Below are 19,508 nucleotides of genomic sequence, written 5' to 3'. Positions count from 1 at the left end.
AGGCAGTTCCTTCCTCTGGTTTGGACGGTAGTTCGGCACCGGGCGCGCGCACCATATATTAACCAGACCATCGTGCCTTGAATGCTGGAAGTGATGAGCGGGGTCCTTGTAAATATATCGCAACACGATATATTGGAACGAAGGGCGCGGAGGGGATGTCGATGGAGGCAGATATGCCGATGTTGCAAATCCTGGTCACGGCTGTCGGCCTGACGTTGGGCAGCTTGCTGGTCGCGATATCGCTGTCCTGTCTGGCTTGGTGGCTGGCCACCCGCGTTCATCATCCGCGCTGGGGCGCGGCTTTTCTGCTCATCATAGTCGGTGGCACCTGGCTGGCTGCGTTAGGGCAAAGTGAGTTCGTGAAGATGGCCACCGTGTTCGCTCTGGTTGGGGCAGGCCTGCTCTATCTGGTAGGCCGGGAAGAACGGGATGGAGGATCTTCGCGCGATACCAAGCCGGGCCGCTCCGCCCTCTCTAAAGGAAAGCACTGATGGCAACGCAGATCTGGATCTATCCTGCCCTCATCGCGGTTCTAGGCCAGAATAGACGGCCGAGCTTTGCTGAAATGCGCAGTTTCGTTCGACGAGCCCGGCGTGAAGCCGCTGCAGCTGGGGGTTCGGACGTAGCACGCCGAGGGAAGGTGCGTCGCCTGATCGAAGCGGCTTTGAAAGCGCCAACTCCTCAGTTGATAGCGGACGAATAGGCGCTTCCTACTCTCGCTTTGCGAACGCCCCTGCGTGCTATGCTGATGCCCCGTTTGCGCGACCTCAGAGTTTTTGCGCTTAACCTGCAAAAACATTCGTTTGCGACGCAGTGCGCATTCTTTCACCCTGCTTCTATCAAACCATGAAGATAGCTGGTTGCGAGCGAGCATCGACAGGAGAGGATGCCGCATGAAGAGGTTTATGTCGGGCGACCCTGCTACACAGGCCGTTTTTACATGGTCGCGGGCTCTGTGGACGCTTCTGTTCGCTGGGCTCGCCTTTGCTCTCTATTGCCTCAGCGAATATCGCCTCCTCAGTGAGGAGCAGACTATGCTGCTGATTTTCCTCGCCGTACCGATCGCCGCATTCTTTGTGTCGGGCAAAGGGCAGGACATGTCTGATGGTTCGAACAAGACAGACCAGGGCACCAATTCGCGCGCGTCCACAAGAAAGAATTAAACGCAAAATATTTGCGCTTATCCATTAATATTTTGATTTACGGTTTAGGGCGCTGGCTCGGTTAAAGAGCTTTCTCATATCCATGGGAGGTAATGACCACGGTCGCTGTCGATCGTGACAATCCCGTTTGTCATGGTTGTCAGTGATGCTTGTTGCGTTTGCAGGCGGGAAACGCCTGCCAGCCTCTCCCTTGGTGGTTGACCCCCAGAAGCTGCTCTTCTCGCTCAGCAGCTTGCTGGCGGCAGCCGCTACGTTGGCCATAGCCTTCTCAGCCAGTTTGCCGCGCCCTGGTGGGCTATGTTGACGGTATACGTTACCGCTCAACCCATGGCCGGTGCCTTTCGGCCCAAGGTTCTCTACCGTCTGGGCGGCATACTAACCGGTGCCGCTGTCACGATCCTGCTCGTTCCCAACTTGCAGAACTCGCCCGAACTTCTGGTCTTGTGCCTCGCGGCCTGGACAGGTTTCTGCATCTATCTTGCGGTTCTTGATCGCACCCCGCGTGCTTTCCTGTTCCAGATGGCGGCGTTCAGCTCAGCGGTGATCAGCTTTCCGTATCTCGATGATCCGGGGAATATTTTCGAAACCACGGCCGCGAGGGTGCAGGAGATGACGGTTGCTATCCTGTGCGTGACGGCGGTTCATGCGCTGCTCCAACCCTGGAGTGCGACGCCGGCTATTCGCGCCCGTGTCCAATCTTTTTTGGGTCACGCCCGCCGCTGGACCGCAGAGGCGCTTGGCAGTCAACATACCCGTCTCGAGGACGCGCATCGCCGCGCACTGGCGGCGGACGTCACCGAACTCGGCATGATCGCGGTCCATTTGCCGTTCGATCAGCGCTGGGCTCCCGCGACCCGGCGACGGGTTACGGCCTTGCAACAGCAGCTCGCCACCGTCCTGCCACTTGCCTCGGCTGCGGCGAACCGGCTCGACCGCCTTCGCGAAGCTGGCGATCTCCCCCCGGAGCTCGAAGCTTTGCTGGCCGACGTCACCGACTGGCTGGATGATGAGCAAAGCGAGCTGCACCGGGTGGGATCGCTGGTGCGGCGGTGCGAGGCGCTGGCGGCTGCCGCTGAGGCGCGCGGCGACTGGAACGACCTGCTGACCGCGAGCGCCTGCATCCGCATCGCCGAGTTCCTGACCGCATTGGCCGCGAGTTCGAAGGCTGGCGGACAGGATCGGGTCACCGGGTCGGCCCAGCGCTAAAATTCTTGCCGCAGAATCCTTTTCGCTTGCCCGCGATCATGGCGTCGCTGCGCTCGCGGGCCTGGCGACCGCCACGGCAATCGGGCTCTATTGCGCCGTCTGGATCCTGCTCGCCTGGCCTAATGGATCGGCGACCGCGGCCTTTGCCGCGCTCATTACCTGTTCTTTTGCCGCACAGGACGATCCCGCGCCGGTGATCGGTCGCTATCTCGTGGCGACGCTCAAGACCTTTCCGTTGGCGGCCCTCTATCTTTTCGTGATCCTGCCCCGGGTCGATGGCTATGAAATGCTGATCGTCACCCTGGCGCCAGCCTTGCTGTGGATGGGCTATATCCAGGCCGATCCCGCACGTTCGCCGCAGGCATTGCCGATGTTCTCCTGCTTCATTGTCGCCATGGGCTTTCTCGCGCGTTTTCAGGCGGATTTTGCACTGTTCATCAACACGGGGTTGGCCCAGCTGGGTGGAATTGTAGCGACGCTTGCCGTCACCCGCATGTTCCGATCGGCCAATGTCCTGTGGACCGCCCGGCGTATCCTGCGCGCGAACTGGGGTGAACTGGCCCTACTTGCGGACATTCGTCGGCCGTTCCGTCCGGACCGCTGGACGGCAAGAGCGGTCGATCGGCTCGGGCAGGTGGCTGCACGCATGGCGGTGGCGCCCGCCGGCGATAGACTCCGTGCCGCTGACGGTCTGGCGGACCTCAGGATCGGCCGCAACATTATTCCGATCCGCCGGGCGCTGTCTCATGTCCCGCATAACGTGCGGCACCGCCTGGGCGCGGTACTTGCCGTGCTGGCGGTGTTTTATGGGGATCGCTGGCGCCATGGCAATGCGGATGCTCCGCCGCCCGGCTTGCTCGATCCGATCGACCGGGCCTTGGAAGCGCTTCTCAGCCTGCCGCTCGATGAGCATCGCCGGCCTGCCTTGCGGGCGCTGGTAGGGATGCGCTGCAATCTCTTCCCGACTGCCGCTGCGCCCCATATCGTTTCATCAAGAGCTGGGGAAAGCGCATGATCGAGGAGATAAATGTGCTCGGCATTTATATGCCGGCGGCGCTCGCCTGGGGCGTGCTGGCCGCGGTGCTCGTCTATATTGTGCGCGGGCTCCTGCAGCGCCTGCCGGGCTATCGACTGCTCTGGCACCCAAGCCTGCTCGAGCTCGCTCTCTTCATTCTGCTGTGGTGGGGCCTGAGCGCGCTCGCCGATAGTTTCCTCTACCGATGGGTCGCGTCTTGACATGTTGCACCGACAAAATCTCCTGCGATCGCTCGCCACGCTCCTTGTCATACTCGTAGTTCTGGGGGGATATATGCACTGTGGCTGCGCTATCAGGTCGAGCCGGTCACGCGTGATGGCAAGGTGCGCGCGGACATGGTGCCGGTGGCCGCCGATGTCAGTGGGCTCGTCACCGAGGTGAAGGTCGCCGACAATCAGAAGGTCCGAAAGGGCGAGATACTCTTCATCATCGACCGTCCGCGCTACCGGCTTGCGCTGGAACAGGCCGAGGCCAACGTGGCAAGCCAGCGCACCGCGCTCGCGCAAGCTGTCCGTGAGGATCGGCGCAACCGGGCCATGCCCGAAGTGATCGCCGCTGAAGTGATCGAACAAGGCACGGCGCGGGTCGAAGGACTGCGGGCGACGATTGGTCAGGCGGTGGCAGCGCGCGACCTGGCCCGCTTCAATCTGGAACGAACCATCGTGCGTGCACCGGTGGACGGGACCGTGTCCAACATGTCGCTCCAGCCCGGGGTCTATCTGACGGCCGGCAAAGCCGCGTTAGCGCTCGTCTATGACCACTCGCTCCGGGTGGAAGGTTATTTTGAGGAAACAAAATTGCCGGCGATCCGCGTCGGCGACCGTGCAAGCATCTACCTGATGGGCGTTGCTGACGAGATCGAGGGGCATGTTCAGAGCATTGCGGGCGGTGTCGAGGATCGCGAGCGGGCCGGAACCGACGGGCAACTGGCTAATGTAAACCCGTCCTTCACCTGGGTTCGCCTCGCGCAGCGCATTCCCGTGCGTGTCACGATTGATAGAATACCGCCTAATGTACGGATGATTCCGGGCCAGACGGCCACGGTTGTCGTTCATCCGCGCGATGATGGGCGCAGCGTGCACCGGAGCCTGCCATGGTAAGGCGCGCGCTGGTGCTGGCGGCTGCAGCCGCCCTGGCGGCTGCACGGTGGTCGGACCCGATTATCATGTGCCTGACGCCGCGATGGTGAAGGCACCTGCGGCGCAAGGCGCGTTTCAGTCGATAGGCGCGGCCACGACGCAGGAACCGCTGCCCGATCATTGGTGGCGGCTCTACGAGAACCCGACCCTCGACCGGCTGATCGAACAGGCATTCGCCGCCAATACGGATCTGCGAGTGGCCGAGGCCAATCTCGAACGCAGTCTGGCCTTGCTCGACCAGCGCAATGCGGGCCGGGAAATTCAGGGCAGCGCGAACGCCGAAACAAGCTGGGCCCAGCGCTCGGCGGAAGCCGAGTTGAGCCATGTGAAGCCGCCGACGCGGCAAATCTACAATATGGGCATCGGGGCCAGCTATGATCTCGATCTGTTCGGCGGAATAAAGCGCGGGATCGAGGCAGCAAGTGCCGATGCCGACGCTGCCGTGGCGGCGCGCGATCTGGTGCGTGTGACCGTCGCGGCCGAGACGGCGCGCGCCTATGCCGACATCTGTAACGCGGGCTATCAGCGCGATGTGTTGGGTCGTGCGATTGCTGTCCTAGAGCAAAGTGTTCGATTAACCCGGATCATGGTGTCGCATGGACGCGCGGCACCCTATGAACTGGACCGGCGACAAGCGTTGCTCGAAGCGAGCCAGGCCCGGCTCCCACAATTGGTGGCGCGCCAACGCAACGCCCTTTTCCGTGCCACAGCGCTGGCCGGTCGCATGCCGAGCGACGCGGACCCCGGCCTGTTGGCGTGCCATGCCCCGCTTGCGCTGACACGCATGATCCCCGTTGGCGACGGTGCCGCGCTGCTCAAGCGTCGGCCCGACATCCGCATGGCCGAGCGCCGGCTCGCCGCGGCGACGGCGCGGATCGGCGTCGCCACGGCGGATCTCTATCCAGACATCCGCCTGGGGGCATCGATCGGCTCCACGGGGGCTGCCGCCGATTTCCTGTCACCGCTTACCAACCGTTTTGGTCTCGGGCCGCTGATCAGTTGGACGCTCAACCGACATGCCGTTCGCGCCCGCATTGTGGCAACTGAGGCCCAAAGTCGCGGCGACCTCGCCGCGTTTGACGGCGCGGTGATCAAGGCGTTGCGAGAGGTTGAGACGGCGCTGACCAATTATCAAGCTGGGCTTGAGCAGCAGGAAAGCCTGGATCGTGCATCCGAAGATGCCATGCGAGCAGCGATGCGGATAGGCCGGTTGCGGCGTGGAGGCAAGATCGCCGCGTTGCCCGCGCTCGAGGCTGAACGTGATCGGATCGCGGCGGATCAGGCGGCGGCCGAGGCGCGCGCGGCGATCAATGACGATCAGATTACGCTGTTCCTCACACTTGGCGGGGGATGGACCAACTGAGACGCGATGTGATTTCCTCTGCCGTCAGAACCTGGGCTGCCACGTTTGCTGCTGGCGCGTGCGCGCAGCCTTCCAGGATTCGCTGACCGAAGACCGCAGTACAAATTCGGTGATGCCGAACCCGGTTCCCGCTCATTTCTCCTCGACGGTGCGATCGAGCGTGAGGCTCCCCACCTTGCCATCGTCGAGGCGGACGACCGCCGTCCAGTAAAAATTGGCTCGGTAGTAGTCATGCACCATCATCCAGTCGGAATAGACACAACGCGCGATCTCGGATCTTGCCGATCGCCCGTGCAATGCGCGCCAGCCTCTTCAAGGACGTCGAGCGCGCTCCAGAAGGACGTGCCTGGCGGAATCTCCCGGGCAAGAGTGGTGCGTGCCTTCTCGATGTCATTGTTCCACTGATAGTCGTCTTCGAGAACGGTGAATTGCAATGACGGCTTTGCCTCGTCCTTCGCCTCGAGTTCAGACGGGATCAAAAGCAGCGCGACGAGCGCGAGAAGAGGTTTACACATATTGTGCCTTCTAGCGGGATCGAGCCAACGCAAAACCGCAAGATATTGAAGTTTTCCATCAAGAAATTTGTTGTGATGCCGCCGCGCTTCTCAGCGCTCTCGATCTCGAAAACGCAGGTCGTTTGTAAGGACTGGCGACGAGACGCTCAGGGCGTCGACGATATAAGAACGGACGAGATCGCCGTCAGCATTTGCGACGTTCCGTATGGCTTGGGAACCATGATACTTTTGGGAACACCATAAAGCGGCCATTCTGCGGCGCTATCTCCTGATGCATGCACCACAGGAATATCCGGTTGCAGTTCTCGGGCGCGCCACGATACCTCCCATCCGTTGGGACCCACCCCAAGCCTCACATCGGTGACCACTCCGGCGATTTCAGGATGACGGCTATCGAGAATGGTGATGGCATCCACCCCACAGGTCGCGGCGATGACCACGTATCCGCCGAATTCTAGCATCTCCTGCAGCGTCCACAGGATAAGCCGCTCGTACTCGACCAGCAGCAGCACCTTGGCGTCCGACATGCGACGTCCCCCGTTCCTCCTTTTCCGATGCCGCGGCAGGAGATTGTATCGCAATACGAACGAAAATGGGTGCGGGTTGGTTACCCGGTCCAGTCCGCGCAGGTCGTAACTAACCGATTCTAGGCCGTTCTACTGCGTGCGTGGTTGGGGTTTTGTTCCGAGATGGCGTGAGCGACCAAGTTCGGCATGGCGGTTCGCGCTGCGGGTCTTGAGCAGATCCTGGCGCGAAAGGATGCCGAGCACGCGCCTGGTTCCGGACTCGATGATCGGAATGCGGCCGATGCCGGATTCGACGATGAGATCGGCGACGACGCCGGTGGGCGTATCGGGATAGGCAACGGGCTGTGCTGCGTCCGAGATGGCGTCGATGAGCGGCGTTTGATCGTCGTCGCGGTCGCCCTGCCAGCGCAGGGCATCGGTGCGAGAGACGAGACCCAGCAATCTTCCTTGCGGGTCGGTCACCGGATAGCTGCGATGCACGGCTTTGGTTGCGAAGAAGGATACCGCCGCCTCCACGGTCATCGTGCCCGGTAGGGTCGCCGGATCGCGCGTCATGATCTGACCGGCCTGGATGAGGTCGAGCGGATCGACCGTATATTCCTGCAGGATATGCCGTCCGCGCCGCGCGATTTTCTCGGTGAGGATCGATCGCCGCATCAGCAGCACGCTGATGGCATAGGCGCCGCCCGCAGCCGCGATCGTGCATGGGATGGCGCTGAAGTGCCCGGTGAGTTCGACCGCGAAGATCGCGCCGGTCATCGGCGCACGCATCGCGCCGCTCATGATTCCCGCCATGCCGATCATGGCCCAGAACCCCGGATCGCCGGGCAGGAACTGCCCGAGCAGGAAGCCGGCTGCGCCGCCCAGGATGAGGAGCGGGGCAAGAACGCCGCCAGACGTGCCCGACCCCAGCGCGACCAACCAGACGATGGCCTTCACGACGAGGAGCGCAGCAACGACCCGGAGCGATAGCGAGCCATTGAGGAGAGCCTCGATGCTCGCATAACCGGCGCCAAGCACATGTGCATCGATGAGACCACCCAGACCAACGACCACCGCACCGATCGCCGGCCACCACATCCAGTGGAATGGCAGGCGATGGAAGAGATCCTCGATACGGTAGAGCGATGTCGATAGTAGAGCGGCTTCAAGACCGACGACGAGGCCGATCCCGCCGGAAGCGAGCAGGGCCCAGCTTTCCTGCGGAGCCATCGCCGCCATTGGAAACATCGGTCCCGATCCGAGCAGAAGCGGACGCCAGGCGAAGGAAACAAGTGCTGCAACGAGGACGGGGACGAAGCTGCGCGGTTTCCACTCGAACAGGAGCACTTCGACGGCCAGCAAGATCGCCGCGAGCGGCGTACCGAAGATGGCGGTCATGCCGGCTGCCGCACCGGCCACGAGGAGCGTCTTGCGCTCGGCCGCGCTGAGATGGAAGCATTGGGCGAACAGCGAACCAATGGCCCCGCCCGTCATGATGATCGGTCCTTCCGCGCCGAAGGGTCCGCCACTGCCGATCGAGATCGCTGAGGACAGGGGTTTGAGCAGCGCGACCTTGAGCGACAGTCGGCTCTCGCCGAAGAGGATCGTTTCGATCGCCTCGGGAATGCCATGGCCGCGAATCTTGTCCGATCCGAAACGCGCCATCAGACCCACGATAAGGCTGCCGATGATTGGAATCACCACCACCAGCCAGCCCACCGATGCGTCGGTTATCACGGAGTGATCGGCGGAGAGGCGGCCGAACCAGAAGAGATTGGTGGCAATCGCAATGAGTTTGACCAGCACCCATGCGCCGAAGGCACCGCCTGTCCCGACCACGACGGCCATGACCGCCAGCATGACCATGCGGCGATCGACACTATGGTCGGCGAGTTGGTGGCCTTCAACGGAACGTGGGGGTGTCAGCGACATGAATCGATATTATCCTGCAAAAGTAGCTCGAGCCCATTATATCGCATTGCGATGTAATTCAATCAGTGAGGATCAATTGGGGCAAAAGGATAAATTGCTGGGGGATTCCGACTATATGGCGCTGGCCTCATTTCGCCACGCCATTCGCCGCTTCCAGGCGTTCAGCGAGGAAAAGGCCATCGAAGTCGGGTTGACGCCGCAACAGCACCAGGCTCTCCTCGCGATCCGGGGCTGTCCGCCGGATGAAGCCACCGTCGGCCATGTTGCGGAACGTCTGATATTAAAGCCGCATAGCGCCACGGGCCTGATCAATCGCCTCGAAGCCTTGGCGCTTATTACGCGCGAGGCGGCTGCTACCGATCGCAGGCGGGCGCTGCTACGCCTTACCCCCAAGGCTTATGCCTTGCTCGACGCCCTGTCGGCTGTCCATCGCAAGGAAATTCAGCGCTTGCGGCCGGTCTTCACCGGCATCTTCGAACAATTGGGATGAGCAAGCAGCATTTAATGCAATTATGATGCATTGAAACAGAAATAACATTCATTTGTCTTATGGTATTCTAATCGGCACAACGCGATCTGCAGAGTGAAGTTGCTTCACGACAACAGCGCCCGGAGAGGATCCTGTGAAAGCAGGCCGGAGCGCGGGAAGGGAGCCAGAAACCGAGGATGAGTGCATGACGCAGACGGAGTATGGCGATCGGTGCAGGATGTGGCCGCATCGCTGGACGGCGGCGCAGGCGTCTCGGTTTAGCGGCTACTTCACCAGGTTAGATGCCGGCTCGCGGCCCCCCCTGCCGCAGCCGGCGTCTTTCCGAAGTTCGGTCAGGCCGGTCACTTACAAAATTATTTGGGCCGCAAACTGGCCACTCAGCCGATCTGGCATCGTACCTCAAGTAACAGAGGGGCGTTGCTTCAATGACTGAACCCAAAGATCAGGCATCTCGCCTTCAGACAGTCGCCGCCGCGCACGGCGTTGCCAGCGATGTGGCCTTTGGAGCTGTCGCTCCGCCGCTTTATCTTTCGAGCACCTATGAGTTTGCCGGCTACGATCAACCGCGCTCCTATGACTATGGTCGGGCGGGTAATCCCACCCGCGATCTTCTCGGGCAGGCACTGGCGAAGCTTGAAGGTGGCGCAGGCGCGGTCATCACGGCGAGCGGCATGGCCGCGCTCGATCTTCTCGTCGGGAGAATGGGGCCGGGCGATCTTATCCTCGCACCGCATGATTGCTACGGCGGTACGATGCGCCTGTTGAAGGCGCGCGCGAACCGAGGGCATTGCGTCGTCCGGTTCGTTGATCAGGGGGACGAGAGCGCCTTTGCCGCCGCGCTGGAGGATATTCCGGCACTGGTGCTTATCGAGACGCCGAGCAATCCCTTGATGCGGGTCGTCGATATCGCAGAGCTTGCCGCAAAATCGCGCGCGGCGGGGGCTGCGGTTGCCGTCGATAACACGTTTCTTTCACCGGCTATCCAGCAACCGATCGCGCTGGGCGCAGACTATGTCATCCATTCCACGACCAAATATCTCAACGGCCATTCCGACGTGATCGGCGGCGCAGTTGTCGCGGCTGATCCGGTGCAGGTCGATGATTTGCGTAATTGGGCAAATGTCGTGGGGAGCACAGGCGCGCCGTTTGATGCCTGGCTAACCTTACGGGGCCTTCGCACGCTATTTGCCCGGATGGAGCAGCAGCAGCGCAACGCGATGATCGTCGCGCAATATCTCGACCGACATACGGCGGTGTCCCAAGTCCACTATCCAGGTCTCGTCGTTCATCCCGGCCACCGGATCGCCTCACGCCAGCAGCGCGGTTTCGGGGCGATGTTGAGCTTTGAACTCGCAGGAGGGGTGGAAGCGGTTCGGCGGTTTGTCGCTGCGGTCGGCTATTTCACGCTCGCGGAATCGCTGGGTGGGATCGAGAGCCTGGTCGCGCATCCGGCGACCATGACCCATGCCGATATGGGCGAGGAGGCGCGCTCAAGAGCGGGCATCAGCGACAGCCTGCTGCGGCTTTCGATTGGCCTCGAAGCCGAACAAGATCTGATCGCCGGCCTCGATCAGGGATTGGCGGCATGCGCGGGATGAACGCGCGCGGCAATCCTGGAAACTTCAGGAGAGAAATGTGCCCGGTTATGTATGGCTCGTGGATTTTTTCGGACTGCTTCTTGTGTTGCTCGGTTTCAACATGGCGTTCCGGCAGGCGAGCTTCAGGCGAGCTATCGGACGCCCGAAACCGCCCGCAAGCCGGTTGCGAGCGGGAAATGAGGATGAGGATCCGCTTACCTATATTCTGCGGATCGCCGGCGTCATGATGATGGTCTTCGGTATCGCGATTGGCGGTATGCTGACCTTGTTCAATCTGGCGCGATGAGTAGTCGGGATTGAGGCTCGATGTTCTGATCGCTGCGGCCAGGATGGCTTTGGTTTAGGCGAATACGGAGCGGGCCGATGACGCATGAATATGATGATCCAATCAATCCCGAAGCGGTCGCCGCCGCCGCGCGGCGCATCGCCGAACGTCACCGCGTCGAGGATCGACCGCTTGATCTGCTTGTCGAAGAGGTCGTGCTCGAACGCTTCTGCGGCTGCGTGACGTCGGCCAATGACAGTCGCAGCGCTTCGATCCTGGCTGGCCTTAAGCTGGAAATCGCGCGCCAAGTGCGTGAAGTGTTGGCAAGCGGCAAACTCATCGATGAGATCGATGAGGCTTCGATCGAATCTTTCCCGGCAAGCGATCCTCCGGCCTGGGTCGGACACAAAGCTAGGAAAGGCAGTTGATGGGCAAGATACAGATCAAGCGGATCTATGCGCCTCTCGCACCAGACGATGGCTGTCGCGTGCTTGTCGATCGGTTGTGGCCGAGAGGGGTCTCTCGCCAGGCCGCGGCTCTCGATCTGTGGCTCAAGGACATCGCACCCAGCCCGGACCTGCGAGGATGGTTCGCTCACGATCCCGCGCGTTTCGACGCCTTTCGGCAAAAATACCGTGACGAGTTGACCCACAACACTGAGGTGGTTGGGCAGCTGCTCGCCCTCGCAAAAAGGCAGGACATCACGCTTCTTTACGCAGCACGCGATCCTGTGGTGAACCATGCCGCTGTCCTGGCGGAGTTTCTTGCAGGGGTGAGGTAACGAACGCGACGTATCTGTTCGCTAAGGGCGAACGCATAGGAAACGTCATGTGGCGAGGGGCAACTGACGGCGCGAAGCGGCTGCAAGGCATCCGGATCGAGGTCAAGGCCCGTATCGACCTTGCGGGCTGGGGCAAACCGGTCACCGCGCCAATATGCCTGTTCTGGACCAAGCTGATCGTCACCGATCACTGTTCAGAAGATCTGGCTGCGGTGCCTGGCGCCTAGCGTGGCGCGATCGAGATCGACGCTTCAGGTCGCCTCGCCAGTTTCGCCTGAGCGCAGCGCCGGTCCTGAATTCACGTAGTTCCCAAGTCGTCCGCACGGACAGACGGATACCTGGCTTCGTGGTCCTGCGAACGGCGATTTTCTTATTGTGAGCATGGGTGTCCGTTTTTGTCACCCTCATCGCCGATTGTAACGGTGTGACAACCGAATCGGAGACGATAGGATGAAATGCGTAAGCAGGGCCTCGATCGGCCGCCATATCATCGACATCGATGGCTGCCTGCGGGCGACCAATCATTCGTCTGTGTCTGCCGAGGATATTCTCGCACTCGGTGGGTTGGCGACACGCAACTTAGAGGTTTGGCTGGAAATCTATGGGGAGAGCTGGCTGCTTGGCCCTCTGGATCGCGTCGAACTCGACGCGGATACGGTCGCATTTTTCCGGACGCGCGCGGTCACACCGGTAGGCTTCGCCTTCAATCGTGCGGAGCGCGCGACCATCGCTCTGGCAGCCTGAGGCGACATAATGAAGCTGGTTTCTCAATTCGCCTCGTTTCTCAAAGAGACCGTCAACCTCAACCAGACCCGCATCGATCTGCTTGAATCCAATGTGGAAGCGATCAGAAATTTCATCCGCCAATGTGAATGGTCTCCCCGGGTCCGTGGGTTTGAAGAGCAGGGTTCGTGGGCGCACGACACGATTATCAAACCGGTTGATGGCGTCACCTCAAGGTTTGTTCGCCAGACAACGATTTCTCGGACATAAGCGGAACATGGGCTACGCTACACGCTTCAACCGCGCCATTGGCTCGTTGAGTGGGTGGAATTCACCTGCTGGAAGTCGCCTGGCCTGCTCCCAGAGGTAATCGCCGGTCAGACTGATGTGCGCCCAGCCCATCGGAGAAAGGTGCGCAAGCAGTGCCGCATCGAACGTCGTGCCGACAGCGTTGAGGTGCTGGGCGGCCCGGTCGAGATAGACCGTGTTCCAGTAGGAAATCGCCGCAATCAGCAGGTTCAGCCCAGATGCGCGAAATTCCTGATTTTCCAGCGAGCGATCGGTGAACCGACCCTGCCGGTTGGTATAGATGGCGGCGGCAAGCGTGTGCCTCGCCTCGCCTTTGTTGAGACCGGCCTGACAGGCACGTCGCAGTTCCGGTTGTTCAAGCCAATCGAGCGTGAACAAAGTGCGCTCGATACGGCCCAGTTCAGCCAATGCAAAATCCAGCCTGTTCTGGCGTTTGTAGGCGGCAAGTTTTCGCAAGATTACTGACGGCGCCACCGTGCCATCCTTGATTGAGGCGACAATCCTGACGATGTCATCCCAATCGGCCTCGATCGCTGCCGTTTTGATGGTGCGGCCCATCAGATTTTCGATGCCCTTGTATGTCGATGGCGCAGCGATCGAACCCAGCTTGCGGTCGCCAATATCGCGCAGCCGTGGCGCGAAGCGGAACCCGAGTAGGTGGCAGAGTGCGAAAACATGATCGGTGGCGCCGCCGGTATCGGTATAGTGCTCATGCAACGGAAGGTTGCCGGCGCCCAGGACAAGCCCGTCGAGCACGTAAGGCGCTTCACCTGCCGTCGCGGACATGATCCGTGATCCGAATGATGCGAAGTGATCGGAAAGGTGAGAATAGATTTTCACGCCAGGTTCGGCGCCATATTTGGCATTGACGTCCGCCGCCCCTGAACGGCTCCGCCCCGACCGGAAGAACTGGCCATCGGACGACGAACTGGTGCCAGCGCCCCAATGCCGCGCGAAGGGTAATTCGTGATGGGCTGAGATGATCATGGCCAGCGCGGCCTGATAGTTCTCGGGTGAAAGATACCAGTTGTGGGTCCATGCGAGTTGGGCATAGCTGACGCCTTCGCTGGCATTGGCCATCCGCTCCAGCCCGAGGTTGGTGCCATCAGCCAGAATTGCGGCGAGTACCGTGCTGGGGTTGTCGTGCTCCTTGCCTGAGCGCAGGTCACGGAATGCGTTCAAAAAACCAGTGCGTTCGGCGACTTCAAGCAGCAGCTCGGTGATGCGCACGCGGGGAAGCAGGGTATCGAGCTTGCGATCGAGGGCTTCAGCTTCCGGTGGGGTGACAGGCGGCATTTGCTGAAGCTTGAGCCGGTCTCGTTCGAGCGACACTCCCTCAAGCTTGTTTGTTTTCAACTGCTTGGCAAATCGGCGCAGCCGCCAGTCAAGATTTCGTGCCCGGTCAGCGAGGTAGGATGCAGCATTTGAATCGAACGGAAGCACATCCGCCACTTTGGCGGCGTCGCGCCGACCCAGCAAATAGGCATCGAAGCGCTGATAGTTGCGGGTTCCCTCGATCCATACATCACCGGCGCGCAAACGATCACGCAAGGTTGCCATGATCGCAATTTCATAACGTCGGCGGTCGATACGGCCGCTTTCGGTGATGAGACGCTTCCACTGCCGATTGGGGAATGGCAGTGGAACGCCATCGGGAAGGTCGCGCGACTTTCGTGTGTTCGCATCGCGAATGACATCGATGGCTTTGATCAGTGCCGTCCCTGTTCCAGACGCCTTGAAGGTGAAGGCGTCCAGAAATGCCGGGCTGAAACGCCGTAGCGTGGCGTAACGCTCGGTTGCCGTTACCAGTGCGTCCTCGCCGGCAAGATCAGCAAGGGCATCTACTTGGGCCTTTGCCGCAACAAGCCGGTGCCAGCCCACCGCTTCGTCAATCAATTCGAGCGGATCGCCGCCATTCTGGACAGCCTCATCAAGTGCTGTAATCGTGGCGCCAAACAGCCGCATGAGTTGCCCCACCGACTGAATACTATCTTGGTAGCGACGCTCGCGCCCACGCCGCGCGCGCGTGAACATGCCGCCGATAAGTCGGTCAAACATTTGGATCGCGGCATCGGCAAGTCTGGCCTCAAGGTCGATCACTGCGGCCGTCAACGTCGCCCGCCTGCGATTGACGCTGTAATCCGAAAGCAGGAATGCCGGTGCCACGCCGCCCTCGCGGACAAATTGGGCAAAGCGGAATTCCGGAATGGCGCCCCCAACTACCGGGTGGATACCTATGCCGCGAACATAGCGCAGGCGCTCAAGCAAGCCATTGATATTGGCCGCAGTCGGGGCTTCTTCGAAATTACGCAACCACGCCAGCGGTGTCATGCCGAAATCCGGGTTGTTGATTACGAGTTCGTCTAGCCGTGTCAGTTCAGCAGAGCTGAGGCCTTCGACGATTGCGGCTGCGGCAGCTTTGCGTGCGCGTGCCCGGCCAGCAAGACCGGCGCGTTCCAGTGTGTCGCCTGACGGAAGAATGAACCGCTCACCCTTCAGGCCAACCATGAGGGCGCGAACAATCGGTTCACCTCTGTCTGTATACTCGGCGGCTTGCGCGGCAAGATTCAGGGCAAGTGCCAGGTCGCCGCGTCGAAACGGGCGTATGCCAAGATAACGCGCCACGAGATCGGCATGATCGGTACGGGTTTGCGCGCGCTGACCATATGCAGAGAAGGAGGAAGGATCGACGAATAACTGTGCCGCGAGGTACTGAAGAATGACGTCGGGAAGCCCGATCTCGGGTTGCAGACCAAAGCCGGGATGTCGCATCAAAGCGATTTGTGCAGCCAGACCGAGGCGATTTGCTGGACCATAGCGGCGCCCAACCAATTCAACATCTTCCGCAGAAAGGGTATAATGCCCAATGATCGCGGTTTCTTGGACAGGAGGATCGAACAGGCGCCGGCGCTCGTCTCCGGTCAGAAGTCGGCGTCGTGCCATTTTGCTCTCCCGCTGAGGCGAATAACAAAATTGACACCAAAGCGGCTTGCACTGGAGGGAGGCCATTCGTTGCCGGTTGATCCCCGAGCAATCACCCGGCGCAGCAAGACAGTTTGGCGACATCCTTATCAAACGTTTGGGCCGCCAGTTTGAGGCCTTCCACAGTGGTCAGGTAAGGAAATATCGTTGCACCCAATTCCAGGGTGGTCATGCCGTGTTTGATCGCCAGCACCAGTGTCTGGATCGAATCCGCGCCTTCGGGTGCCATGATCTGGCCGCCCAGCAAACGGTCGTTCGCCTTGTCGGCAATCAGTTTGATGAGACCCCGCGTATCGCGTGCTGCCAGTGCCCTTGGCACAGCATCGAGCGGGAGCAGCGAAACCTTGATGTCCAGGCCTTGCGCCCGTGCTGTCGTTTCAGTGAGGCCGGCGCTGGCGACTTGCGGGTCGGTGAAGACGACGGATGGCATGGAGGAATTGTCGTAGCGGTATTGGTTGCCCGTCACCGCGTTGCGCGCGGCCAGTTTTGCGCCATAGGCGGCCATGTAGACGAACTGGTCCCGTCCCGTTACATCGCCCGCCGCGTAAATGCCTGGAACCGACGTTTCGAGGTGGTCATCGACGACGATTCCACCATTACGGGCAAGCACTATGCCGCGCTCCTCCAGCCCAAGCCCGTCGCTATTGGGTCGGCGTCCGGTGGCGATGAGCACCTGTTCCGCCGCGACGGTGTCACAATGCCCCTCGCAGGTCAATTCGACCCCGCTCTGTGTTTGGGCGATACGCTGATAGCCGACACCTGCGCAAACCCGCACGCCCTCGGCTTCCAAATAGTTTTTCAGCGCGGCACTCACTTCCGGGTCCATTTCGGGGAGCAGGCGGCTTCGGCAGCAGATGGTGACATCAACGCCCAGACGCGAAAACATCTGTCCCAGTTCTACCCCGATCACCCCGCCACCGATCACCAGCAGCGATTTGGGCAAGCGATCCAGCGCCAGCGCCGATGTGCTGGTTAGGTAGGGCACGCTGTCCATCCCCGGAATCGGCGGCACGGCGGCGTGCGCACCCATCGCCAATATGACCTTGCCGACCTTCATGGGCGCATCGCCGACAATCAGCGCACCATCGGCAAAGCGTGCCTTGCCCTCGATATAGCTCACACCGTCATAGGCGGGCAGCAGATCGACATATTTTTTTTGGCGCAGCGTCGTGACAAGATCGTCCTTCGACGCCGCCAATACGGACCAGTCATCCATCTGGACAGCGCCCCCAAGGCCGGGAAAGCGCGCGGCGGCAAGCCCACCATGCACCGCTTCGGCGGCGCGGATCAGCGTCTTGGAAGGAACGCAGCCAACATTGACACAGGTGCCGCCAATCGTGCCGTGACCGACGAGCGCCACTTTCGCGCCCAGATCGGCAGCGGCGATCGCGGCGGAGAACCCGGCAGAACCCGCGCCGATGACGGCCACGTCAAATCCTTCCTGCCCGGGGCGGTTGCAACAGTCGTTCATTGCTTATCGCTTTCTTGAGGCGCTGGCGGCGCCCCGCTCAGTTTTGAATAGCGCGCGCCGGATAACCCGCGTTGGTTGATGCAGCGGCAATCGCAGCAGCATTGGTGCGGCGCGGGTTATAGGTTGCGCGCGCGGTCTTGGCTGCGAAATCGACCGTGACCGCCGTTACCCCGGCGACGCCTTCCATCGCCTTCTTCACGGTGATCGGGCAGGTGGCGCAGGTCATGTTCTCTATGGCAAAGGTGGTTTGCTTCTGAGCGGTTGCGGTAGCCGCGGGGCGATCTTGCGCCGTGCCACTAACTGCATAGGCGACCCCGCCGCCAGCCATAGCCAGCACGGCCATAGCGATACATACTGTCTTTTTCATGGGTATTTCCTTTCAATAGAGCCAGGGTGCCCACCAGTCGATGGTGAGCGCCAGGATGGCGACGGCAAGGCCCAGCCACAGCACCGCCTTGGTGGTCCAAGCCGATTGTGGACGAGCGCAGTAGGAACCGTCTTCACAGGGCGGTTTCGGCTTGAAATAGACATGCCAGAAGCCGTAGCCGAGCAGCGCGAGCGTTACGCCTGCGACATAGGGCTTGTAAGGTTCGAGCGCCGTCAGGTTGGCGATCCACGCGCCGGAAATTCCGAGCATAACCAACAGTAGCGGGACGACGCAGCAAGCCGAGGCGAGCCCCGCGCCGATCAATGCGCCCGCCGCAACCCAGTTTGCCTGCTTCGGCTCGTGGTTTTCGGTGAGGGCTGGCTGTCCCGCTTCCGGCGTTGAGACCATGGCTTGAATCCCTTGTTCCAACTGAGTGATTCGCAGTGTAGGCTCTGTAGCCACTACAGACTCAAGAGGTATTTTCATGGAGCAACAGGTCGGCATCTTGCGTGCCCAGCTTGCCCGGAAAACAGGCTGCAATCTCGAAACCATCCGCTATTACGAGAAGGTGGGATTGCTGCCGGGGCCGCCTCGCAGTTCCAACGGCTACCGCGTCTATTCGCCGGAACTGGTGCAAAGGTTGCAGTTCATCCTGCGCGCGCGCGACCTTGGCTATGCAATGGATGAGATACGGTCATTGTTGTCGCTCACCGATACCGGTGCACAAACCTGCGCGGAGGTTATGGCGAGAACCGAACTCCACCTTGAAGATGTCCGCCGCCGCATTGCAGATTTGCAGAAGATAGAGGTGACGCTGGCGACCACGTTAGCCAGATGCACTGGAGATGACGTTGCCGAATGTCCCATCCTGGAAGCACTCCAGTTTTTACCCCATCAAGGCAATTGACGCCATCTTTGAGGGATTTGATTTTGTGATGTCAGCTTGGAGTATAGCCTAACCGGACGTCAGGGCGCTACCGCGGTTTCTGTCAGATTAGGGTACTAAACGGAATTTGTTGACGAATGTCGTTGCGTATCATAGATTTCAACCTGACATTTTGATGGAGAGAGTGCGCAGTGAAGGGGCAACGGATCGGCTATGTCCGGGTCAGCACGTTCGATCAGAATGTGGATCGCCAATTGGAAGGTCAGTCGCTCGATCGGACCTTCACCGACAAGGCATCGGGCAAGGACGTCAACCGCCCCCAGCTTGAAGCTCTGCTCACTTTCGCCCGCGAAGGCGATACCGTCGTCGTCCACAGCATGGATCGGTTGGCCCGCAATCTGGATGACCTGCGCAAGCTGGTCCAGGGCCTCACCAAGCGAGGTATCCGGATCGAGTTTGAGAAGGAAAGCCTGTCCTTCTCGGGGAGGACTCCCCGATGGCCAATCTGATGCTCTCGGTCATGGGTGCGTTTGCTGAGTTCGAGCGCGCCCTGATCCGCGAACGGCAACGCGAAGGCATTGCGATCGCTCGGCAGCGCGGCGCCTATCGGGGGCGGAAACGGTCGCTCTCGGATGAGATGATTGCCGATCTGCACCGCCGCGTTGCCGCCGGTGAACGCAAGGCGACCATCGCGCGCGACATGGGCATCAGCCGCGAAACCCTCTACCAGTACCTTCGCGCCGCTGCCTGACACCAATGTTCACATTATGTCC

Annotated in this window: 22 protein-coding genes and 2 pseudogenes; 17 read left to right on the top strand and 7 right to left on the bottom strand. The window is 60.7% G+C overall.

The window, feature by feature from the left end; genetic code table 11:
• Positions 1-173 precede the first annotated feature (173 nt).
• The 6 genes and pseudogenes from ACWNC0_RS04690 (at position 174) to ACWNC0_RS04665 (ending at position 5,907) form a co-directional block, all read left to right on the top strand.
• Positions 174-491, top strand: coding sequence for a hypothetical protein (locus tag ACWNC0_RS04690; protein WP_275504688.1), 318 nt, complete (start codon positions 174-176; stop codon positions 489-491).
• 402 nt (positions 492-893) lie between these two features.
• Positions 894-1,163: a hypothetical protein gene (locus tag ACWNC0_RS04685; RefSeq protein WP_100239764.1), complete on the top strand. Its 270-nt coding sequence runs from the start codon at positions 894-896 to the stop codon at positions 1,161-1,163.
• 145 nt (positions 1,164-1,308) lie between these two features.
• Positions 1,309-3,384 (top strand): annotated as a pseudogene (locus tag ACWNC0_RS04680) (FUSC family protein).
• Positions 3,381-3,605, top strand: coding sequence for a DUF1656 domain-containing protein (locus ACWNC0_RS04675; RefSeq protein ID WP_008828027.1), 225 nt, complete (start codon positions 3,381-3,383; stop codon positions 3,603-3,605). The pseudogene ACWNC0_RS04680 and the gene ACWNC0_RS04675 overlap by 4 nt, the downstream one beginning before the upstream one ends.
• A 1-nt stretch (position 3,606) precedes the next feature.
• Positions 3,607-4,505 (top strand): annotated as a pseudogene (locus ACWNC0_RS04670) (efflux RND transporter periplasmic adaptor subunit).
• 46 nt (positions 4,506-4,551) lie between these two features.
• Complete coding sequence (locus tag ACWNC0_RS04665) at positions 4,552-5,907, top strand: efflux transporter outer membrane subunit (protein WP_449469963.1); 1,356 nt, start codon at positions 4,552-4,554, stop codon at positions 5,905-5,907.
• Between the two features lie 239 nt (positions 5,908-6,146).
• On the opposite strand, the gene ACWNC0_RS04660 is transcribed toward ACWNC0_RS04665, so the two are convergent.
• The 3 genes from ACWNC0_RS04660 to ACWNC0_RS04650 form a co-directional block, all read right to left on the bottom strand.
• Positions 6,147-6,422 (bottom strand): hypothetical protein, encoded by a 276-nt coding sequence (locus ACWNC0_RS04660; RefSeq protein WP_449469961.1) that lies wholly within the window; start codon positions 6,420-6,422, stop codon positions 6,147-6,149.
• Between the two features lie 146 nt (positions 6,423-6,568).
• Complete coding sequence (locus ACWNC0_RS04655) at positions 6,569-6,949, bottom strand: response regulator (protein WP_435568550.1); 381 nt, start codon at positions 6,947-6,949, stop codon at positions 6,569-6,571.
• Positions 6,950-7,078: 129 nt separating this feature from the next.
• On the bottom strand, positions 7,079-8,863 hold the full coding sequence (locus ACWNC0_RS04650) for a chloride channel protein (protein WP_449469958.1): 1,785 nt from the start codon (positions 8,861-8,863) through the stop codon (positions 7,079-7,081).
• 115 nt (positions 8,864-8,978) lie between these two features.
• Here ACWNC0_RS04650 and ACWNC0_RS04645 point away from each other — a divergent pair, with 115 nt between their 5' ends.
• From ACWNC0_RS04645 to ACWNC0_RS04610, 8 genes are all read left to right on the top strand, one after another.
• Positions 8,979-9,353, top strand: a complete 375-nt coding sequence (locus ACWNC0_RS04645; RefSeq protein WP_449470010.1) for a MarR family winged helix-turn-helix transcriptional regulator — start codon at positions 8,979-8,981, stop codon at positions 9,351-9,353.
• Positions 9,354-9,778: 425 nt separating this feature from the next.
• Positions 9,779-10,951, top strand: coding sequence for a cystathionine gamma-synthase (gene metB / locus ACWNC0_RS04640; protein WP_449469956.1), 1,173 nt, complete (start codon positions 9,779-9,781; stop codon positions 10,949-10,951).
• A 37-nt stretch (positions 10,952-10,988) separates the two neighbouring features.
• Positions 10,989-11,237: a hypothetical protein gene (locus ACWNC0_RS04635; protein WP_015449313.1), complete on the top strand. Its 249-nt coding sequence runs from the start codon at positions 10,989-10,991 to the stop codon at positions 11,235-11,237.
• A 77-nt stretch (positions 11,238-11,314) separates the two neighbouring features.
• Positions 11,315-11,644, top strand: a complete 330-nt coding sequence (locus tag ACWNC0_RS04630) for a hypothetical protein (protein WP_449469954.1) — start codon at positions 11,315-11,317, stop codon at positions 11,642-11,644.
• A complete protein-coding gene (locus tag ACWNC0_RS04625; protein WP_021318864.1) occupies positions 11,644-11,997 on the top strand; it encodes a DUF488 domain-containing protein in 354 nt (117 codons plus the stop codon). The genes ACWNC0_RS04630 and ACWNC0_RS04625 overlap by 1 nt, the downstream gene beginning before the upstream one ends.
• A gap of 47 nt (positions 11,998-12,044) precedes the next feature.
• Entirely contained in the window at positions 12,045-12,224 is a 180-nt protein-coding gene (locus tag ACWNC0_RS04620; protein WP_449469952.1) for a hypothetical protein, read from the top strand.
• 223 nt (positions 12,225-12,447) lie between these two features.
• Positions 12,448-12,741, top strand: a complete 294-nt coding sequence (locus ACWNC0_RS04615; RefSeq protein ID WP_449469950.1) for a hypothetical protein — start codon at positions 12,448-12,450, stop codon at positions 12,739-12,741.
• A 9-nt stretch (positions 12,742-12,750) separates the two neighbouring features.
• A complete protein-coding gene (locus ACWNC0_RS04610) occupies positions 12,751-12,990 on the top strand; it encodes an SMODS domain-containing nucleotidyltransferase (protein ID WP_449469949.1) in 240 nt (79 codons plus the stop codon).
• A gap of 12 nt (positions 12,991-13,002) precedes the next feature.
• Here ACWNC0_RS04610 and ACWNC0_RS04605 read toward each other — a convergent pair whose 3' ends face one another.
• The 4 genes from ACWNC0_RS04605 to ACWNC0_RS04590 all read right to left on the bottom strand — a co-directional run bounded on the left by ACWNC0_RS04605 (position 13,003) and on the right by ACWNC0_RS04590 (position 18,257).
• Entirely contained in the window at positions 13,003-15,972 is a 2,970-nt protein-coding gene (locus tag ACWNC0_RS04605; protein WP_014072601.1) for a Tn3 family transposase, read from the bottom strand.
• Positions 15,973-16,063: 91 nt separating this feature from the next.
• Positions 16,064-17,482, bottom strand: a complete 1,419-nt coding sequence (gene merA / locus ACWNC0_RS04600; protein WP_004213247.1) for a mercury(II) reductase — start codon at positions 17,480-17,482, stop codon at positions 16,064-16,066.
• A gap of 37 nt (positions 17,483-17,519) precedes the next feature.
• A complete protein-coding gene (locus ACWNC0_RS04595; RefSeq protein WP_004213249.1) occupies positions 17,520-17,849 on the bottom strand; it encodes a heavy-metal-associated domain-containing protein in 330 nt (109 codons plus the stop codon).
• A 12-nt stretch (positions 17,850-17,861) separates the two neighbouring features.
• Positions 17,862-18,257 carry a mercuric transporter MerT family protein gene (locus ACWNC0_RS04590; protein WP_449469947.1) on the bottom strand — a complete coding sequence of 132 codons (396 nt, stop codon included), beginning with the start codon at positions 18,255-18,257 and terminating at the stop codon, positions 17,862-17,864.
• A gap of 76 nt (positions 18,258-18,333) precedes the next feature.
• On the opposite strand from ACWNC0_RS04590, the gene ACWNC0_RS04585 reads away from it, so the two are divergent.
• The 3 genes from ACWNC0_RS04585 to ACWNC0_RS04575 all read left to right on the top strand — a co-directional run bounded on the left by ACWNC0_RS04585 (position 18,334) and on the right by ACWNC0_RS04575 (position 19,486).
• Entirely contained in the window at positions 18,334-18,756 is a 423-nt protein-coding gene (locus ACWNC0_RS04585) for a MerR family transcriptional regulator (RefSeq protein WP_014072603.1), read from the top strand.
• A 170-nt stretch (positions 18,757-18,926) separates the two neighbouring features.
• Positions 18,927-19,244, top strand: coding sequence for a recombinase family protein (locus ACWNC0_RS04580; protein ID WP_449469944.1), 318 nt, complete (start codon positions 18,927-18,929; stop codon positions 19,242-19,244).
• Complete coding sequence (locus tag ACWNC0_RS04575; protein WP_449469943.1) at positions 19,232-19,486, top strand: helix-turn-helix domain-containing protein; 255 nt, start codon at positions 19,232-19,234, stop codon at positions 19,484-19,486. Before ACWNC0_RS04580 ends, ACWNC0_RS04575 begins: the two co-directional genes overlap by 13 nt.
• The last annotated feature ends 22 nt before the right edge of the window (positions 19,487-19,508 follow it).

Source organism: Sphingobium chungangianum, from assembly GCF_977014255.1.
The sequence above is the reverse complement of the archived record's forward strand: the minus strand, read 5'-3'. Positions and strand labels throughout refer to the sequence as shown.

Excerpts from the sequence above, each read along its gene's own strand:
- ACWNC0_RS04585 (WP_014072603.1), top strand. The coding sequence starts at position 18,334 with ATGGAGCAACAGGTCGGCATCTTGCGTGCCCAGCTTGCCCGGAAAACA.
- ACWNC0_RS04595 (WP_004213249.1), bottom strand. The coding sequence starts at position 17,849 with ATGAAAAAGACAGTATGTATCGCTATGGCCGTGCTGGCTATGGCTGGC.
- ACWNC0_RS04590 (WP_449469947.1), bottom strand. The coding sequence starts at position 18,257 with ATGGTCTCAACGCCGGAAGCGGGACAGCCAGCCCTCACCGAAAACCAC.
- ACWNC0_RS04645 (WP_449470010.1), top strand. The coding sequence starts at position 8,979 with ATGGCGCTGGCCTCATTTCGCCACGCCATTCGCCGCTTCCAGGCGTTC.
- ACWNC0_RS04685 (WP_100239764.1), top strand. The coding sequence starts at position 894 with ATGAAGAGGTTTATGTCGGGCGACCCTGCTACACAGGCCGTTTTTACA.
- ACWNC0_RS04650 (WP_449469958.1), bottom strand. The coding sequence starts at position 8,863 with ATGTCGCTGACACCCCCACGTTCCGTTGAAGGCCACCAACTCGCCGAC.
- metB (WP_449469956.1), top strand. The coding sequence starts at position 9,779 with ATGACTGAACCCAAAGATCAGGCATCTCGCCTTCAGACAGTCGCCGCC.
- merA (WP_004213247.1), bottom strand. The coding sequence starts at position 17,482 with ATGAACGACTGTTGCAACCGCCCCGGGCAGGAAGGATTTGACGTGGCC.
- ACWNC0_RS04610 (WP_449469949.1), top strand. The coding sequence starts at position 12,751 with ATGAAGCTGGTTTCTCAATTCGCCTCGTTTCTCAAAGAGACCGTCAAC.
- ACWNC0_RS04575 (WP_449469943.1), top strand. The coding sequence starts at position 19,232 with ATGGCCAATCTGATGCTCTCGGTCATGGGTGCGTTTGCTGAGTTCGAG.
- ACWNC0_RS04660 (WP_449469961.1), bottom strand. The coding sequence starts at position 6,422 with ATGTGTAAACCTCTTCTCGCGCTCGTCGCGCTGCTTTTGATCCCGTCT.
- ACWNC0_RS04655 (WP_435568550.1), bottom strand. The coding sequence starts at position 6,949 with ATGTCGGACGCCAAGGTGCTGCTGCTGGTCGAGTACGAGCGGCTTATC.
- ACWNC0_RS04615 (WP_449469950.1), top strand. The coding sequence starts at position 12,448 with ATGAAATGCGTAAGCAGGGCCTCGATCGGCCGCCATATCATCGACATC.
- ACWNC0_RS04605 (WP_014072601.1), bottom strand. The coding sequence starts at position 15,972 with ATGGCACGACGCCGACTTCTGACCGGAGACGAGCGCCGGCGCCTGTTC.
- ACWNC0_RS04690 (WP_275504688.1), top strand. The coding sequence starts at position 174 with ATGCCGATGTTGCAAATCCTGGTCACGGCTGTCGGCCTGACGTTGGGC.
- ACWNC0_RS04625 (WP_021318864.1), top strand. The coding sequence starts at position 11,644 with ATGGGCAAGATACAGATCAAGCGGATCTATGCGCCTCTCGCACCAGAC.
- ACWNC0_RS04630 (WP_449469954.1), top strand. The coding sequence starts at position 11,315 with ATGACGCATGAATATGATGATCCAATCAATCCCGAAGCGGTCGCCGCC.
- ACWNC0_RS04675 (WP_008828027.1), top strand. The coding sequence starts at position 3,381 with ATGATCGAGGAGATAAATGTGCTCGGCATTTATATGCCGGCGGCGCTC.
- ACWNC0_RS04620 (WP_449469952.1), top strand. The coding sequence starts at position 12,045 with ATGTGGCGAGGGGCAACTGACGGCGCGAAGCGGCTGCAAGGCATCCGG.